Source organism: Serinibacter salmoneus, assembly GCF_002563925.1.
Taxonomy (GTDB): Bacteria; Actinomycetota; Actinomycetes; order Actinomycetales; family Beutenbergiaceae; genus Serinibacter; species Serinibacter salmoneus.
Genome location: NZ_PDJD01000001.1, coordinates 3,119,532 through 3,133,546 on the forward strand (window position 1 = coordinate 3,119,532; position 14,015 = coordinate 3,133,546).

Sequence of the window (14,015 nt, forward strand, 5' to 3'; positions counted from 1 at the left end):
GCAGTGCCTAGCGCAGGTCGATGGTGCGCAGGCCCGTGGTCGCTGCGATGGCGGCGTAGTCGGTGTCCCGGTGCGCCAGCGTGATCCCGAGGCGCAGGGCGATCGCCGCGATGAGGCAGTCCGTGAGCGCACGAGGCTGACGGCCTGCGGAGCGCGCCGCGTGGAAGACGTCAGCGGCGCCGCGGAAGTCCAGCACGGGGTCGATGTGGCACCAGGACTGGGCGCGCAGCAACTGGTCCACGCGATCGGCCTGGGCACCGGGCCGGGAGCCGGCGAGCAACTCCATGAGCACGGGTTCGGTCGCGGCGAGGTCCAGGCCCACGTGCTCGCGGACGAACGTGCACGCGCGGGAGTCCGTGCCGCGCAGGAACTCGATCCACAGCGAGGTGTCAGCGAGGATCACGCCGGGCGCTCTCCCGGATCTGAACCTGATGCCGACTCGGTCGATGACGTGGTGAGCGGCTCGACGGCGTCGCTGCGCAGCGAGGTCAGGTCGCCGTCCCATCCGGTGCCCTCGAGCGCGAGCATGTCGCCGCGCGACATGACCGGTCCGACCAGGCGGCGCAGGGCGAGATCGACCGCTTCGCGCTTGGTGCGCACGCCGTGGCGCCGCATGACCTCGGCCACGAGGTCATCGTCCAACTCAATGTTGGTGCGTCCCATACACCAACGATACACCTTGGGTGTGCGGGGTGTGCGGGTTGCGCAGAGAAGGGCGAGACGTGGGTCAGGCGGCGCCGAGCTCCGCCACCACCGCGCGATAGGCCTCGATCGCCACGGGCTCATCGCTCAGCACCCGGAAGGCCACGGCGCGCAGCATGGCGAGCCGCTCCCTCCCGCCACGCCAATCCGCCAGCACGTCCCGGTCGGCGCCGTGCCACAGCACGGCATCGAGCACGCAGATCGCCTCGGCCCACAGCACGGGGCGCCAGGCGGGGGAGAGGTCGATGACCAGGGCCGAGCCTGCGCCGTCGAGCAGCACGTTCCCGGCCAGGTCCCGGTGCACCAGTTGATCCGGGCCGAGACCGCCGGGCACCGTGGCCGCGTGGGCGACGTGCCCGCGGAGCCACCCCGCCGGCTCCGGCAGGGCGGCCGGATCGCCGAAGGCGAGGGCTTCGGCCCGGTCCCACCGGTTGCGCGGCGCGGCACTCAGGGCCTCAGGCCGCGCGGGCACCGCCACCGCGAGCCGCGCGTGCAGCAGGTGCCCGGCCGCGCGCATCAGTGCCAGGTCGTGGCAGGGGCGTGCGCGCGGCTCGAAGCGGGTGGCCCCCCAACCCTGCACCACCCACTCTCCGTCACGTGCGGGCACGGGCAGAGCCAGGCGCAGCGGCCGGCGGCCCGCTTCGTTGTCGAGCTCGGAGGCGAGGCGCGCCTGAATGGGGCTGAGCCACCGCTGGGTTCCGGGTTCGCGGTCGGGGCTGAGCACCAGGTCGCCGGCGAGCACCGAGCGACCCCGGCCGCCCGGCAGGGTGCGCTCGACGTGGGTGACGGCGAACCGGTCCAGCACGAGTTCGTCAGGTGCGCCGGGCATGCCCTGAGCCTACTGAGGAGGCGCAGCGCCAACAGCCGCGAGCCTCCGCATGCTCATCAACGAACCCCGCCGCGCGGGACGTCGCCGCGATCACCGTCGGTGAGGCCTGGCGGATCCGCCCCGGTGTGCAGTTCCCGAGGCCCACTCACTGCCCCGATGGGCGCCCCTCACAGCGCGAGGTGCAGGCGCAGCGCGGCGTCAAGCTGATCAAGCAGTGGACGGGGAAGGGCTCCGAGTGCCGGCCCGATGCGCTCCACGGCCACGCTGCGCACCTGCTCCGCCTGGGCCTTGCTCTCTCGTGGAAGTCCGCAACTCTTCGCCGGGAGGAGCACCTGGAAGGAGAGCACGCGATCGGTCGCGCTCGTGACCGGCACCACGGTGACGACCCCGCGCCCGAGGCGCGCCGCGGTGGCGTTGGCTCGATCGTTGCTCACGAGGATCGCAGGGCGGCGCTTGTCGGCCTCACTCCCGCGCACGGGTTCGAGGTCGACCAGACGGATCTCACCGCGACGCATGCAGGCCGTCCGGTGTGGTGTCCTCCCATGCGGCCGCAGCCCCGCTCTCCTCCCACTCGGTCCAGGCGGCCGCGTACTCCTCCTCGAGTTCTGCCTCGGCCAAGGTGCGGATGGCGAGCTGGATGGCGGCGGAGCGACTGGGGAGCTGGAGGTCCACCACGGCGCGGTCGACGGCGGCGAGGTCCTGTGGCGTCAGGCTCACGCTGATCTTCATGCGGGAGATGCTACTCGCAGTAGGAACCCATTGCTACCGCCTCGCTAACGCCGGGATGACGCTCGCGCCGAGTTCTCGGTGTTGCTGAGTACCGGTACTCAGTGTTACTGTGCACCGGTACTCAGCATCACTGAGAAAGGGGCCTGTGATGGGCAAGCAGGACACCGAGATGCTCAAGGGCGTGCTCGAGGGCCTCGTGCTCGCCGTGCTCGCGCACGGCGCAAGTCATGGCCCCGAGGTCACCGCCTCGCTGCGGGCACGCGGGTTCGCCGACCTCGCCGAGGGCACCGTGTACGCCGTGCTGCTGCGCCTGGAGAAGCGCGGCCTGGCGGACGTGACCAAGGTGCCCTCGCCGGTGGGGCCGCCCCGCAAGGTCTTCACCCTCAACGCCGCCGGCGAGGCCGCGCTGGAGGAGTTCTGGAGCACGTGGACCGCCCTGGCGGCCCGGCTCGACACACTACGGACGGAAGGGTCCTGACCCATGTGGATCGAGAAGCTGACCGGTGACCTCGGCCAGAAGAAGCAGTACCGCGAGTTCAAGGCACGCATCGCCGCCCTGCCCCAGCCGTATCGCGCGGCGGGGAAGGCCCTGGAGCGCTACCTGATGTACCTGGGGCCGGCGAACGACGGCGCCGTGCTGGTGGCGATGTTGGGCGACCTGGCCGATCTGCTGGAGCAGGCGGCCGCCGATGGGACACCGTTGCGTCAGGTGGTGGGGGAGGACCCGGCGGAGTTCGCCGACACCTTCATCGCCGGCTACGAGGGTGGCAGCTGGATCCGGCGGGAGCGCGAGCGGCTGGCCGATGCGATCGCCGAGGCGGAACGGCCATGACCGGGCGGGATGCGGCGTCGACCTCCCCGGGAGGGGGCACCTCGCCTGGACCGGGGACGACGGCGATCCGGGTGCGCGGCCTGACGAAGTCCTACGGCGATCTCGCCGTGCTGCGGGGCGTGGACCTAGAGGTGGCCCGTGGCTCCATCCTGGCGCTGCTGGGCAGCAACGGCGCCGGGAAGACCACGCTCGTGCGGATCCTCGCCACCCTGCTGCGGGCCGATGGTGGCAGCGCGCAGGTGGCGGGTCACGACGTGGTGGGCGAGAGCGCCGCGGTGCGCCGCGCCCTCGGCCTGACCGGCCAGTTCGCCGCGGTGGACGAGGTGCTCAGCGGACGGGAGAACCTGGTGCTCGTGGCTCGTCTTCGGCGCATCGCCGACCCGGCGGCCGAGGCCGACTCCCTCCTGGATCGCTTCTCGCTCACCGAGGCCGCCGACCGGCGGGCCGGGACCTACTCGGGTGGCATGCGCCGTCGACTCGACCTGGCGATGAGCCTCGTGGGGTCACCCGCCGTGGTGGTGCTGGACGAGCCCACCACGGGTCTGGACCCGCAGGCGCGGCGCGAGGTGTGGGAGGCGGTCGAACAGCTCGCCGCCGGAGGCACCACCGTGTTGCTCACCACCCAGTACCTGGAGGAGGCGGAGCGCCTCGCGCACCGCATCGCGATCCTGCACGGGGGCCGGATCCTCACCCACGGGACCCTGGCCGAACTCAAGGCGCTGATCCCACCCGCGCACGTGGAGTACGTGGAGAAGCAGCCGACGCTGGAGGAGATCTTCCTCGCGCTGACCGGGAACGACCCCACCAAGACCGACCCCACCAAGACCGACCCGCCGAAGGAGGCAGCATGAGCACGCACGCCCTGACGGAGGTCGCCTCGATGTCGGGGCGCACCCTGAAGCACATCACCCGCAGCCCGGACTCGATCATCTCCACCGCGCTGATGCCGATCGCCTTCATGCTGCTGTTCGTCTACGTCTTCGGCGGCGCCATCCAGGCCCCGGGCGATTCCTACGTGACCTACCTCCTGCCGGGGATCCTCGTGGTGACCATCGCCTCCGGCGTCGCCTACACCTCCTACCGCCTCTTCCTGGACGTGCAGGGCGGCATCGCCGAACGCTTCCGGTCGTTGCCGATCTGGTCGGGCAGCTTCCTGTGGTCCCACGTGACCGCCTCCCTCGCCGCGATCGGTGCCTCGCTCGTGCTGGTGATCGGCGTCGCGCTGCTCATGGGGTTCCGTAGCGGAGCGTCGGTCGGGGCGTGGCTCGCGGTCATCGGGATCCTGACGCTGCTGGCCCTCGCGCTGATCTGGATCGCCGTGATCGCGGGCCTCGCCGCCACCAGCGTGGACGGCGCGAGCGCGTTCTCCTACCCCCTGATCCTGCTGCCGTTCGTCTCCTCCGCCTTCGTGCCGACCGACTCCATGCCCGCGCCCGTGCAGTGGTTCGCTGAGCACCAGCCCGTCACCGCGATCGTCGACACCCTCCGGGCGCTCCTGGAGCAGCAGAGCGTCGGCTCGGAGATCTGGGTGGCGCTGGCGTGGTGCGTCGGGATCCTCGCGGCCGCCTGGGGCGGGGCGAGCGTGCTCTACCGGCGGCGGAGGCGGTAGGGCGCGAGCCCGCCTGTCCAGCCCGTGGGCACGCTCGCGCTGGAGGTGCCGGACGACTTCGACCGCCCGCTCCCCGAGGACGAGGTGCGCGCGTGGGAGTGAGACCGCGCTACCTCCTGGACACCCACGTGCTGCTGTGGATGCTGGCCGCGCCGTCGCGCATTCCTGCCGAACCGCTGGCGGAGCTGAGGGAGCGTCGTACCCACCTGTTCGTCTCAGCCGCCTCCGCCATGGAGGTGGCCACCAAGACCCGGCTCGGCCGGCTCCCGGGGGGCGAGGCGCTCGTGGCCGGGTGGGAGGCCCGCCTGGCTGAACTCGGCGTCGAGGACCTGCCGATCGACGGCGCCGCGGCGATCGCCGCCGGCGCCATGACCTGGGAGCATCGGGACCCGTTCGACCGGCTGCTCGCGGCCCAGGCCCTGCGGGAGAACCTCACCCTGGTGACGGTGGACAGCGCCGTGCTCGCCTTCCCGGGAGTGCGCACCCTGACCTGGTGACCTGCCGGGGGAGGTGGGCTGCGCCGTCGTTGCCCCGAGTCCCGGCGTCAGCCGCGGAGGCGCAGCGCCGCTTCCTCGCGCCGCTGTTCCTCGATCGCGGCGATGAGGGTGCGCGCATCGTGCGCACCGGCGTGACGATGCTCTCCGAGGAAGAAGGTCGGGGTGCCCTGGGCGCCGCTCTCGTACGCACTGCGCACGTCCTCGCGGATGCGTTCGGCGATCTCCTCGCTGAGCACATCCCGGTCGAAGCGGTCCATGTCCAACCCGAGGTCGACGGCGTAGCCGCGCAGGTGCTCGGCCTCCAACCGCTCCTGGTTGTCGAAGAGGAGGTTGTGCATCTCCCAGAACTTCCCCTGGTTGGCGGCGGCCTCGGAGGCGATCGCCGCGGCCCAGGCGTGGGGGTGGTAGTCCTCCAGCGGGAGGTGGCGCACCACGTACCGGCCACCCTCCTCGCCGTACTGCGCGCGCAGGTCCGCCCACATCCCGGTGGCGCGCGCGCAGAACGGGCACTCGAAGTCGAGGTACTCCACGATCGTCAGCGACGTCGACTCCGGGTCCCCGAGGATGTGGTCGCGTTCGGGGTCCACCGGCCGGGAGAGCACGGTGGGCAGGTCCGCGCTCGTCTCGCCCATCTTGTCCCGGGCGATCCGGAACACCAGCCAGCCCAGGGTCCAGGAGAGCACCATGGCGACCAGGACGCCCACGACGGCCTGACTGGCCAGGTCGCCCTCCAGCGAGAGCGAGATGATCAGCAGAGCCATCGTGAAACCGATCCCGCTCAGGGCCGCGCCCCCGAACACGCTGCCCATCCCCACGCCCTGAGGGAGCACACCGAGGCCGGCGCGCAGCGCACCCCAGGCGCCCAGGCCGATGCCGAGGAACTTCCCCAGCACGAGCCCGGCGACCACACCCCAGGTGACCGGCGAGGTCAGGGCCTGCTGCAGCATGCCGCCGCGCAGGTCCACCCCCGCGTTGGCCAGGGCGAAGATCGGGACGATCACGAGGTTCACGGGGGTGAGCAGGACCTCGTGCAGTCGCTCGTTCACGGAGATGGACTTCGCCAGCCCGAGCCGCACGTTGCGGGCCGCTGCCGCGCGGGGCGACTGCCAGAAGTCGCGGAACAGGCTCTTGGCGCGCACCACGTCCGCCCGTTCCGGATCCGCCGCGGGCACCAGGAGACCCGCCGCCATGCCCGCGATCGAGGGGTGGACACCGGAGAGCAGGGTCGCCGCCCACAGCACCACGATGACCAGCACGTACGGGGCGCTGCGCCACTCGTTGCTGCGGCCCAGGAGGTACAACAGGGCGAGGCAGATCAGGGCGATCACCAGCGGCATCCACCGGAGGTCCTCGGTGTAGAAGACGCCGATCACGGTCACGGCCAGGAAGTCGTCCACCACCGTGAGGGTGAGCAGGAAGATGCGCAGCTGGTTGGACATCTGCGGGCCCACCAGGGCCAGGGCCCCGAGCAGGAAGGCGGTGTCGGTACCGATGACGGCGCCCCAGCCGTTCGCCGCCTCGCCGCCGGCGATCGCCAGGTAGATCAGGGCGGGCAACGCCACACCGCACAGGCCCGCGACCAGGGGGACCAGGGCGCGGCGTCGATCCCGCAGCGAGCCGACGGCCAGTTCCTGGCGCACCTCCAACCCGATGAGGAAGAAGAAGGCCACCATGAGGCCGTCGTTCACCCAGTGGTGCAGGCTCAGATCGATGGACAGCGAGCCGATCTCTATCGATGCGGGCGTCTCCCAGAACTCCTGGTAGGCCTCCGAGGCGGGTGAGTTGGCCAGCGTCAGTGTCACGAGCGAGACCCCGACCAGCAGCAGGGCGCTGCCGGACTCGGTGCGCAGCGTGTCGATGACGCGACGCAGGAGGTCCGCGTGCTGCTTCGTGGTGCCCATGGCGTACCCCTCGTGCCTTCGCTCGTGCGAGTCCGGTGCCCGGCGTGCCCGCAGCCCTGGTCCGGGGTCCGCGCCGGCGGGCCGCCTGGAGGGAGTCTAGGCGCGGCCGGGATCGTGGGGAGGCGGGACAGTCCTTCTCAGGCGCCCTCCTCCAGGCAGTCCGGCCGGGTCTCGCCGTCGCCCATCGCGGTGTGCTCGGCCGTGAGATCGGCAGGGGTGCGCCGATCCAGCCGGAAGTCGAGTTCTCGTGCCACCCGCATTCGGCGGACCGGTGCGGTGGCGACGTCGAGGATCCGCCACCGCGGCGCCGTCGCGGCGAGCACCTCGCACACGCTCTGCGGGGTGGCGCCCGCCACCCAGGCGGTGATGAGTCCTCCGCCCGCGCCCTCGGTGTACTCGGCACCCAGCCGGCGCCAGGAATCGGCGACGCGCTGCACCTGCTCGTCGTCGGCCCCCTCGGGGAGTTGCACCAGGGTGACCGGCCCGGGGTGGAGGTCCACGACGTCGACCACCTGGTGGTAGCCGAGGCCGTTGAGTTCGGTGCGGACGACGTCGTGCAGCCGCAGCGAGGCGCCGAAGGCGTTGTTCCGCAGTGCGTAGTGACCCAGCCGATCGGGGATGCCCTCAGCCCACAGGGTCTCTCCCTGACCGGGAGGGTGCGCCGTGCCCTGCCCTGGGACCAGCCCTGGAGCGCCGTCGTCGAGCCAGGTCAGGCGGATCTTCGTCATAGTGTTCGGAGAAGGGGTGGTGACCATGGCATGAGCCTGGCGCCACCCTCTGACATCCTCCGGCTGACTCGGCGTCCGGCCTGGTCAGCCGCGGTTGGTTGTCCGGTACGGTTCGCCCGCCGCGTCGTAGGTGATCCACTCACCTACCGGCTCGCCCTCGTGGAAGTGCCCGGAGCGTTTCAGGGTGCCGTCGATCCGGTACCACTCCCAGTACCCGTGCGGCCTGCCATCGGCGACCTCGCCCTTGGACCACCGGGTGGTGCCGTTGGCGTGGTACTTCACGAGGTAGCCGTCGATCATCTCCTGGCGCTTCTCGGTCATGCGCGCAATCTAACGTCCGCAGGGGCCCGGCGGTCGCCGCCGCCGAGCCCCCGCGAGCCCACGCCAGGATCCCGGGCGGCGTCTCAGACGACCCCGAGCGCGAGCATGGCATCGGCCACCCGGATGAACCCGGCGATGTTCGCGCCGGCGACGTAGTCCCCGGGCGCCCCGTACTCCTCGGCCACGTCCACGCACCTGTCGTGGATGTCCGCCATCACGCTCGCCAGCCGCTCCTCGGTGTACTCGAAGGACCAGGAGTCGCGGGACGCGTTCTGCTGCATCTCCAGCGCCGAGGTCGCCACGCCCCCGGCGTTCGCGGCCTTCCCCGGGGCGAAGAGCACCCCGGCCTCACGCAGCAGGGCCACGGCCTCGGGCGTGGTCGGCATGTTCGCGCCCTCGGCGACAGCCGTCACGCCGGAGGTGACCAGGCGCTGGGCATCCCGTGCGGTCAGTTCGTTCTGGGTGGCGCACGGGAGGGCGACGTCGACCGGCACGTCCCAGACGCTTCCCTCGGTGATCAGCCGCGCACCCGGGCGCCGCTCCACGTAGGCGGCGACGCGCTCGCGCCGCACCTCCTTCACCTCGCGCAGGAGCGCCAGATCCACCCCGGCCTCGTCGACCACATAGCCGGAGGAGTCGGAGAAGGTCAGCACCCGGGCACCGAGCTGTTGGGCCTTCTCGATCGCATGGAGGGCGACGTTGCCCGATCCGGACACCGACACGCGTTGGTCCTCGAAGCCTCGACCGATCCGCGCCAGCATCCGCTCGGCGAACAGCACGGTGCCGTACCCGGTGGCCTCGGTGCGCACGAGGGAACCGCCCCAGCTGATGCCCTTGCCCGTCAACACGCCGGATTCGTAGCGATTGGTGATGCGCTTGTACTGGCCGAAGAGGTAGCCGATCTCCCGGCCACCCACGCCGGTGTCACCCGCGGGGACATCGGTGTACTCCCCGATGTGGCGGTACAGCTCCGTCATGAAGGACTGGCAGAACCTCATGACCTCGCCCTCGGACCTCCCGCGCGGATCGAAGTCCGACCCGCCCTTCCCGCCGCCGAGCGGCATGCCGGTGAGGGAGTTCTTGAAGACCTGCTCGAAGCCGAGGAACTTCACGATGCCCAGGTACACGGAGGGGTGGAAGCGCAGGCCGCCCTTGAACGGGCCGAGCGCGGAGTTGAACTCCACCCGGAAACCGCGGTTGATCTGTACCCGGCTGGCATCATCGACCCACGGCACCCGGAAGATGATCTGGCGCTCCGGCTCGCACATCCGCTCCAGGACCCCGGAGTCGACGTACTGGGGATGCTTCGCCAGGACGGGACCGAGGGAGGTGAACACCTCCCGCACCGCCTGATGGAACTCCGCCTCCCCGGGATTGCGTCGCAGCACCTGATCGAAGCCGGCGTGCAGCTGAGGGTCCATCGCGGTCGGTACCTCCAAGACTCGGGGGGAGAAGGAAGCCCCACGCTACGACGCGGGCGTCCCCGCGCGCGCCGGGCGTCCTCACAGTGGTCACCGTGCAGCCCCCCGCCGGCCCTCAAGCGGGGACGTGGGGAGCTGGGCTGTGGACTACCAGGGGACATTCAGGGTCACCGCGTACTCTCGACGCCATGCCAAGACGGACGCAGGGGTGGGCGGCGCTGGTCGGACTCGTCAGCGTGGCAGGAGGCTTCGCTCTCGCCGAGCTGCTCTCGCTGATGCTCGCGCCCTCCAGCAGCACCGTGTACGCGGTGGGATCCTTCGCCGTCGACATCACGCCGTCGTGGGCCAAGGACGCCGCGATCGCGCTGTTCGGAACCAACGACAAGATCTTCCTCTTCGTGGTGCTGGGGCTGATCTTCGCCGCGATCGCGGCACTGGCCGGGCGCCTGGAGTTGACCCGGCCCCCGTGGGGCAGTGCGCTGCTGATCGTGTTCGGCGCGCTCGCCGTGTACGCGGTCGCCACCCGCGAGCAGTTCGTGGTGCTGTGGCTGCTGCCGACCGTGCTCGGGTTGCTTGCGGCGATCGTGCTGCTGCGGATGCTCACGGCCAGGCTGCGCACCTGGGTGGTCGCGGCCACCGCGCCCGAGCCCTCTGCGCCCACCGCGCCGGCCGGCGCCACCCCCGAGGCCCGCATGACTCCCGCCCAGGAGAGCGTCCTGACCCAGCGGGCCGCGCCGTCGCGCCGGGGTTTCCTCACCCTGCTGGCGGGGACCGCGGCAGGTGCGGTAGTGGTCGGGGCCGGCGCCCGCCTGGCCAACAATGCCGCGAACGCCGCCACCGCTGCCGTGGAGCGCGTGCGGGAGATCTTCCGACTGCCCCAGCCGGCGACCGCCGCGCCGCCCGTCCCCGCCGGCGCCGCACTCGAGGTCGAGGGGGTCTCGGACCTCGTCACGCCGAACGAGGAGTTCTACCGGATCGACACCGCCCTGCAGGTGCCCGCCGTCGACCCCGAGACCTGGCGCCTGCGCATCGTCGGGATGGTCGAGGAGGAGGTGGAGATCTCCTTCGCCGAACTCCTGGACCTCCCCCTGACCGAGACCACGATCACCCTGATGTGCGTCTCGAACCCGGTGGGCGGCGACCTCATCGGGAACGCCGTCTGGCTCGGCTACCCGATCCGGGAACTGCTCGCCCGGGCCCGCCCGCTGGCGGGCGCGGACATGGTCCTGTCCCGCAGCGTGGACGGCTTCACCGCCTCCACGCCCCTGGAGATCCTCGAGGATCCGGACCGCGACTGCCTTCTCGCCGTCGGGATGAACGGCGAGCTCCTGCCGCCTGAGCACGGGTTCCCGGTGCGGATGGTGGTGCCCGGACTGTACGGGTACGTCTCCGCCACGAAGTGGGTGACCGAACTGCGGGTGACGACCTTCGAGGAGGACACCGCCTACTGGACCGACCGCGGCTGGTCGGCGATGGGTCCGATCAAGATCGGCTCCCGGATCGACGTGCCGACCAGCGGTAGCAGGCTCGCCGCCGGCACCGTGCCGGTGGCCGGGGTCGCCTGGGCGCAGCACACCGGCATCTCCGGGGTGGAGGTGCGCATCGACGAGGGCGAGTGGCAGGCCGCGACCCTCGCGCCCGCGATCTCCGAGGACACCTGGGTGCAGTGGGTGCATCAGTGGCAGGCAGAGCCGGGCACGCACCAGATCGAGGTCCGCGCCATCGACGCCACAGGTGAGGTGCAGAGCGGGCAGAACGTGCAGGTCGTCCCCGATGGGGCCGAGGGCTGGCACGCCGTCCGCGTGAACGTCTCCTGACGCAGGTCAGGTGCACTCACGCGGCCAGCAGCTGCACACCCCCGATGATCAGGCACGCCGCCTTCACGACCTCGAGGCCCACGTACCACCAGTGCGCTCGCGAGCGCGCACCGGTGCCGCCGCCACCCAGTACCGCGCGGGTGCGTTGCCGCAGCGCCGGGCGCACGGCGGCCAGCTGCACGATCAGCACCACCACCGCCCCGAGCAGCCACCATCCGCCGCCCCCGACGCCGTCGGAGACCAACACCGCGAAGATGAGGAGCGCGAGGAGACCCTCCACGCCGTTGAGGGCGGCGAACACCAGCCGCCCGATGCCCAGACCGAGTTCGGTGGTGATGCCCGGTGCGCGGAACTTCAGGGGCGCCTCGATGAACGAGATCGCCACCACCATCCCGAACCACACCAGCGCGAGGGCGGCCGCCGTCGTCTGTGTGTCCACGACCTCAACGTAGCGCGGTCACGAACCGACCCGGTGGGTCGATCGGTCACCATCCGCTCAGACGAAGCGCACCCAGTTCGCGCCGTTCCCGGTCTCCGCCTGCTGCAGCAGGGTGAGGACATCGCCGTTGACGGCGTACAGCGAGACCGTGGTGGAGCGCTCACCCGCGGCCACCAGGTGGGCGCCGTCCGGGGAGAGCGCGAACCCGCGCGGCTGCGGCTCGGTGTCGGTGAAGTGCGCCGGGGCGCTCAGTGACCCGTCAGGGGCGACCGCGAGCCCGCCGAGCGTGGACTCGCACCGTTCGCTGGCCCACAGCACGCGCTCGTCCGCGCCCCAGTGCAGGTCGGCGCCCCAGATCGCGTGGTTCTCCCGCGGGTCCAGACCGAAGGCGCTGCGGCGCAGGCCGCGGCTGGGGTCCGCCGCGGGGGTGGCATCCAGGAGCGTGAGTTCACCGGTGGCGGCGCGCGCGAACCGCAGCACCTCGGCGGTGAACTCGGTGAGCACGTACACGGTGTCCCCGGCGGCGTTGAACTGCAGGTGCCGGGGGCCCACGCCCTCGGGTGCGGCGACGGTCGGCTGCGCGAGCGGGGTGAGCGTCATGTCCTCGCCGATCGCGAACTGCGCCACGAGGTCCTCCCCGAGGGAGACGAAGTAGGCGTGGGCGCCGTCGGCGCTGGGGAGCACCGAGTGCAGGTTCGCGTGGCGCAGTTCGCTGACGGGGGCGGAGACCACGCCGTCGGTGATCCGGGCGCTGAACCCGTACCCGCCGCCGTAGGAGGCGGCCAGCAGGCCCGTGCCGCCGTGCGTCAGGGCGATGTAGTTCAGGCTCCCGTCCGGGATGTCCAGGCGCGTGCGCGGTGCCAGAACGCCGGTCTCGCGGTCCAGTGCGAGGGTGAGGATCCCGGGGTTCTCGCCCTCGGCGGCGCCCTTGACCGCGGCGTAGACGAGGTCCCGGTCGGCGTCGATCGCGAACGTGGAGCACCCGGTGATGCCCTCGGTGACGGCCAGGCGCGTCAACTCACCGCCCTCGAGGCGGAAGGTGGCGATGCTGCCGTCCTTGGCGTTGGCAACGAGCACGAGCGGGGAATCGGTCATGCCCCGATCGTAGGCACGACGGCGCCCGCTCGCCCGGGTGGACCGGCCTCGGCTGCCCGCGGCGCGCTTCGCGCACGGCGGATCGGCTTCGCGCACGGCGGATAGGCCGGGCGTGCCAGGCGGCCGCGGGTCCCTGACCTGGGCCGACGCCCAGAGCCGTCGAGAGAGGGCGCACAGGTCCGCCGTGCGCGAGGCCTGTCCGCCGTGCGCGAGGCCTGTCCGCTGTGCGCGAGGCCGGCGGTCCCGCGGTCGCTCGCTGGAACCCTGCGGGGCTACTCCCGCGGCCCCCGCACGCGCTGCATGATCGCGGTGGTCGCGATCGAGGCACCGATCCCGAGGGCGATCGCGATCAGCCATCGCACCCACATGCTCACCTCGGTGGTGGAGTCGATGAGGAGGTTCGCGCCGAGCACGACCACGAGCGTGACCGCCATCGCGGTGCGTGAGACCACCTTGTCCTGCATGGGTTCACGGTAGACCAGAGCGCACGACGAACCCGCGGGTGAGCCCTGTCCCCGGCGCCTCAGGCCCACGCCGGATCGCGTCCGGTCTGCCCCAACACCCGGTCGAACGGCGGCGCATCCGCCGGCACCGGCACGGCGGGACCGAACGGCGCGTCGCCGAAGAACGCGAAGAACCCCGGGAGCCGGTCGAGCGCCTCGGGTGCCACGGCGAAGGACTGACCGGTGGCCCGCGCGAGGTCCCAGCCGTGCACCGTCGTCTCCTCCAGGGCGACGAGCGCATTGTCCGCGGCGGGCATCTCGATGCCACCCGCCTCCACGCGCCCCTCCCACGCCGCAGGCTCGCGCCACGCGGACGCCATCGCGGCCAGCTGCGCCGGGATCTCCTCGCGCCAGTGCGCCGCGAGATCGGCGGGCGGGTGCCCCGGCTCCTTGCGAGCGTTGGCGGTGAACACCGCGGCGAACTGGTGGATGTGCGTCAGCAGGTCGGCCACGCTCCACTCCTGGCACGGCGTGGGCGCGCCGAGATCCTCCTCGCGCACCTGGCGCACTACGCGGGCGAGCTCGTCGGTCACGGGCGTCAGGTCGAACATCGCTAACTCCTCCGGGTGGACGGCGTGCTGCCGAGCGGGTT

At 71.7% G+C, this 14,015-nt stretch carries 19 protein-coding genes; 6 read left to right on the forward strand and 13 right to left on the reverse strand.

Annotated elements, in window-relative coordinates; genetic code table 11:
* Window positions 1–7: 7 nt before the first annotated feature.
* From vapC to ATL40_RS13935, 5 genes are all read right to left on the reverse strand, one after another.
* A complete protein-coding gene (gene vapC / locus ATL40_RS13915; RefSeq protein ID WP_169925992.1) occupies window positions 8–403 on the reverse strand; it encodes a type II toxin-antitoxin system VapC family toxin in 396 nt (131 codons plus the stop codon).
* Window positions 400–663 (reverse strand): type II toxin-antitoxin system VapB family antitoxin, encoded by a 264-nt coding sequence (locus tag ATL40_RS13920; RefSeq protein ID WP_098470067.1) that lies wholly within the window; start codon window positions 661–663, stop codon window positions 400–402. Before ATL40_RS13920 ends, vapC begins: the two co-directional genes overlap by 4 nt.
* Before the next feature lie 64 nt (window positions 664–727).
* On the reverse strand, window positions 728–1,531 hold the full coding sequence (locus ATL40_RS13925; RefSeq protein WP_245867143.1) for an aminoglycoside phosphotransferase/kinase family protein: 804 nt from the start codon (window positions 1,529–1,531) through the stop codon (window positions 728–730).
* Window positions 1,532–1,698: 167 nt separating this feature from the next.
* Window positions 1,699–2,046: a type II toxin-antitoxin system PemK/MazF family toxin gene (locus ATL40_RS13930; protein ID WP_098470068.1), complete on the reverse strand. Its 348-nt coding sequence runs from the start codon at window positions 2,044–2,046 to the stop codon at window positions 1,699–1,701.
* Window positions 2,033–2,260, reverse strand: coding sequence for a ribbon-helix-helix domain-containing protein (locus ATL40_RS13935; protein WP_098470069.1), 228 nt, complete (start codon window positions 2,258–2,260; stop codon window positions 2,033–2,035). The genes ATL40_RS13930 and ATL40_RS13935 overlap by 14 nt, the downstream gene beginning before the upstream one ends.
* Window positions 2,261–2,408: 148 nt before the next feature.
* Here ATL40_RS13935 and ATL40_RS13940 point away from each other — a divergent pair, with 148 nt between their 5' ends.
* From ATL40_RS13940 to ATL40_RS13960, 5 genes are all read left to right on the forward strand, one after another.
* A complete protein-coding gene (locus ATL40_RS13940; RefSeq protein ID WP_098470070.1) occupies window positions 2,409–2,738 on the forward strand; it encodes a PadR family transcriptional regulator in 330 nt (109 codons plus the stop codon).
* Window positions 2,739–2,741: 3 nt separating this feature from the next.
* Window positions 2,742–3,092 (forward strand): DUF1048 domain-containing protein, encoded by a 351-nt coding sequence (locus tag ATL40_RS13945; RefSeq protein WP_098470071.1) that lies wholly within the window; start codon window positions 2,742–2,744, stop codon window positions 3,090–3,092.
* Entirely contained in the window at window positions 3,089–3,943 is an 855-nt protein-coding gene (locus ATL40_RS13950; protein WP_098470072.1) for an ABC transporter ATP-binding protein, read from the forward strand. Before ATL40_RS13945 ends, ATL40_RS13950 begins: the two co-directional genes overlap by 4 nt.
* The gene (locus ATL40_RS13955; RefSeq protein WP_098470073.1) at window positions 3,940–4,701 is read left to right on the forward strand and encodes an ABC transporter permease; all 762 of its coding nucleotides are present in this window, start codon (window positions 3,940–3,942) and stop codon (window positions 4,699–4,701) included. The genes ATL40_RS13950 and ATL40_RS13955 overlap by 4 nt, the downstream gene beginning before the upstream one ends.
* Window positions 4,702–4,793: 92 nt before the next feature.
* On the forward strand, window positions 4,794–5,198 hold the full coding sequence (locus tag ATL40_RS13960; RefSeq protein ID WP_245867145.1) for a type II toxin-antitoxin system VapC family toxin: 405 nt from the start codon (window positions 4,794–4,796) through the stop codon (window positions 5,196–5,198).
* A gap of 47 nt (window positions 5,199–5,245) precedes the next feature.
* On the opposite strand, the gene nhaA is transcribed toward ATL40_RS13960, so the two are convergent.
* The 4 genes from nhaA to gdhA all read right to left on the reverse strand — a co-directional run bounded on the left by nhaA (window position 5,246) and on the right by gdhA (window position 9,569).
* Window positions 5,246–7,099, reverse strand: coding sequence for a Na+/H+ antiporter NhaA (gene nhaA / locus ATL40_RS13965; RefSeq protein ID WP_098470074.1), 1,854 nt, complete (start codon window positions 7,097–7,099; stop codon window positions 5,246–5,248).
* 137 nt (window positions 7,100–7,236) lie between these two features.
* Complete coding sequence (locus ATL40_RS13970) at window positions 7,237–7,854, reverse strand: hypothetical protein (RefSeq protein WP_143557001.1); 618 nt, start codon at window positions 7,852–7,854, stop codon at window positions 7,237–7,239.
* A gap of 57 nt (window positions 7,855–7,911) precedes the next feature.
* On the reverse strand, window positions 7,912–8,148 hold the full coding sequence (locus tag ATL40_RS13975) for a toxin-antitoxin system YwqK family antitoxin (RefSeq protein WP_098470076.1): 237 nt from the start codon (window positions 8,146–8,148) through the stop codon (window positions 7,912–7,914).
* Between the two features lie 83 nt (window positions 8,149–8,231).
* On the reverse strand, window positions 8,232–9,569 hold the full coding sequence (gene gdhA, locus ATL40_RS13980; RefSeq protein ID WP_098470077.1) for an NADP-specific glutamate dehydrogenase: 1,338 nt from the start codon (window positions 9,567–9,569) through the stop codon (window positions 8,232–8,234).
* 188 nt (window positions 9,570–9,757) lie between these two features.
* Here gdhA and ATL40_RS13985 point away from each other — a divergent pair, with 188 nt between their 5' ends.
* Window positions 9,758–11,386 (forward strand): molybdopterin-dependent oxidoreductase, encoded by a 1,629-nt coding sequence (locus ATL40_RS13985; RefSeq protein WP_098470078.1) that lies wholly within the window; start codon window positions 9,758–9,760, stop codon window positions 11,384–11,386.
* 16 nt (window positions 11,387–11,402) lie between these two features.
* On the opposite strand, the gene ATL40_RS13990 is transcribed toward ATL40_RS13985, so the two are convergent.
* The 4 genes from ATL40_RS13990 to ATL40_RS14005 all read right to left on the reverse strand — a co-directional run bounded on the left by ATL40_RS13990 (window position 11,403) and on the right by ATL40_RS14005 (window position 13,974).
* A complete protein-coding gene (locus ATL40_RS13990) occupies window positions 11,403–11,825 on the reverse strand; it encodes a hypothetical protein (protein ID WP_245867147.1) in 423 nt (140 codons plus the stop codon).
* 57 nt (window positions 11,826–11,882) lie between these two features.
* A complete protein-coding gene (locus ATL40_RS13995) occupies window positions 11,883–12,920 on the reverse strand; it encodes a lactonase family protein (RefSeq protein WP_098470079.1) in 1,038 nt (345 codons plus the stop codon).
* Between the two features lie 272 nt (window positions 12,921–13,192).
* The gene (locus tag ATL40_RS14000; protein ID WP_098470080.1) at window positions 13,193–13,384 is read right to left on the reverse strand and encodes a hypothetical protein; all 192 of its coding nucleotides are present in this window, start codon (window positions 13,382–13,384) and stop codon (window positions 13,193–13,195) included.
* A gap of 59 nt (window positions 13,385–13,443) precedes the next feature.
* On the reverse strand, window positions 13,444–13,974 hold the full coding sequence (locus tag ATL40_RS14005; RefSeq protein ID WP_098470081.1) for a TIGR03086 family metal-binding protein: 531 nt from the start codon (window positions 13,972–13,974) through the stop codon (window positions 13,444–13,446).
* Window positions 13,975–14,015: the final 41 nt, after the last annotated feature.

Coding starts and splice junctions, on each gene's coding strand:
- ATL40_RS13930 (WP_098470068.1), bottom strand. CDS start 2,046: ATGCGTCGCGGTGAGATCCGTCTGGTCGACCTCGAACCCGTGCGCGGG.
- ATL40_RS13935 (WP_098470069.1), bottom strand. CDS start 2,260: ATGAAGATCAGCGTGAGCCTGACGCCACAGGACCTCGCCGCCGTCGAC.
- ATL40_RS14005 (WP_098470081.1), bottom strand. CDS start 13,974: ATGTTCGACCTGACGCCCGTGACCGACGAGCTCGCCCGCGTAGTGCGC.
- ATL40_RS13955 (WP_098470073.1), top strand. CDS start 3,940: ATGAGCACGCACGCCCTGACGGAGGTCGCCTCGATGTCGGGGCGCACC.
- ATL40_RS13920 (WP_098470067.1), bottom strand. CDS start 663: ATGGGACGCACCAACATTGAGTTGGACGATGACCTCGTGGCCGAGGTC.
- gdhA (WP_098470077.1), bottom strand. CDS start 9,569: ATGGACCCTCAGCTGCACGCCGGCTTCGATCAGGTGCTGCGACGCAAT.
- nhaA (WP_098470074.1), bottom strand. CDS start 7,099: ATGGGCACCACGAAGCAGCACGCGGACCTCCTGCGTCGCGTCATCGAC.
- ATL40_RS13985 (WP_098470078.1), top strand. CDS start 9,758: ATGCCAAGACGGACGCAGGGGTGGGCGGCGCTGGTCGGACTCGTCAGC.
- ATL40_RS13925 (WP_245867143.1), bottom strand. CDS start 1,531: ATGCCCGGCGCACCTGACGAACTCGTGCTGGACCGGTTCGCCGTCACC.
- ATL40_RS13950 (WP_098470072.1), top strand. CDS start 3,089: ATGACCGGGCGGGATGCGGCGTCGACCTCCCCGGGAGGGGGCACCTCG.
- ATL40_RS13975 (WP_098470076.1), bottom strand. CDS start 8,148: ATGACCGAGAAGCGCCAGGAGATGATCGACGGCTACCTCGTGAAGTAC.
- ATL40_RS13995 (WP_098470079.1), bottom strand. CDS start 12,920: ATGACCGATTCCCCGCTCGTGCTCGTTGCCAACGCCAAGGACGGCAGC.
- ATL40_RS13970 (WP_143557001.1), bottom strand. CDS start 7,854: ATGGTCACCACCCCTTCTCCGAACACTATGACGAAGATCCGCCTGACC.
- ATL40_RS14000 (WP_098470080.1), bottom strand. CDS start 13,384: ATGCAGGACAAGGTGGTCTCACGCACCGCGATGGCGGTCACGCTCGTG.
- ATL40_RS13940 (WP_098470070.1), top strand. CDS start 2,409: ATGGGCAAGCAGGACACCGAGATGCTCAAGGGCGTGCTCGAGGGCCTC.
- ATL40_RS13945 (WP_098470071.1), top strand. CDS start 2,742: ATGTGGATCGAGAAGCTGACCGGTGACCTCGGCCAGAAGAAGCAGTAC.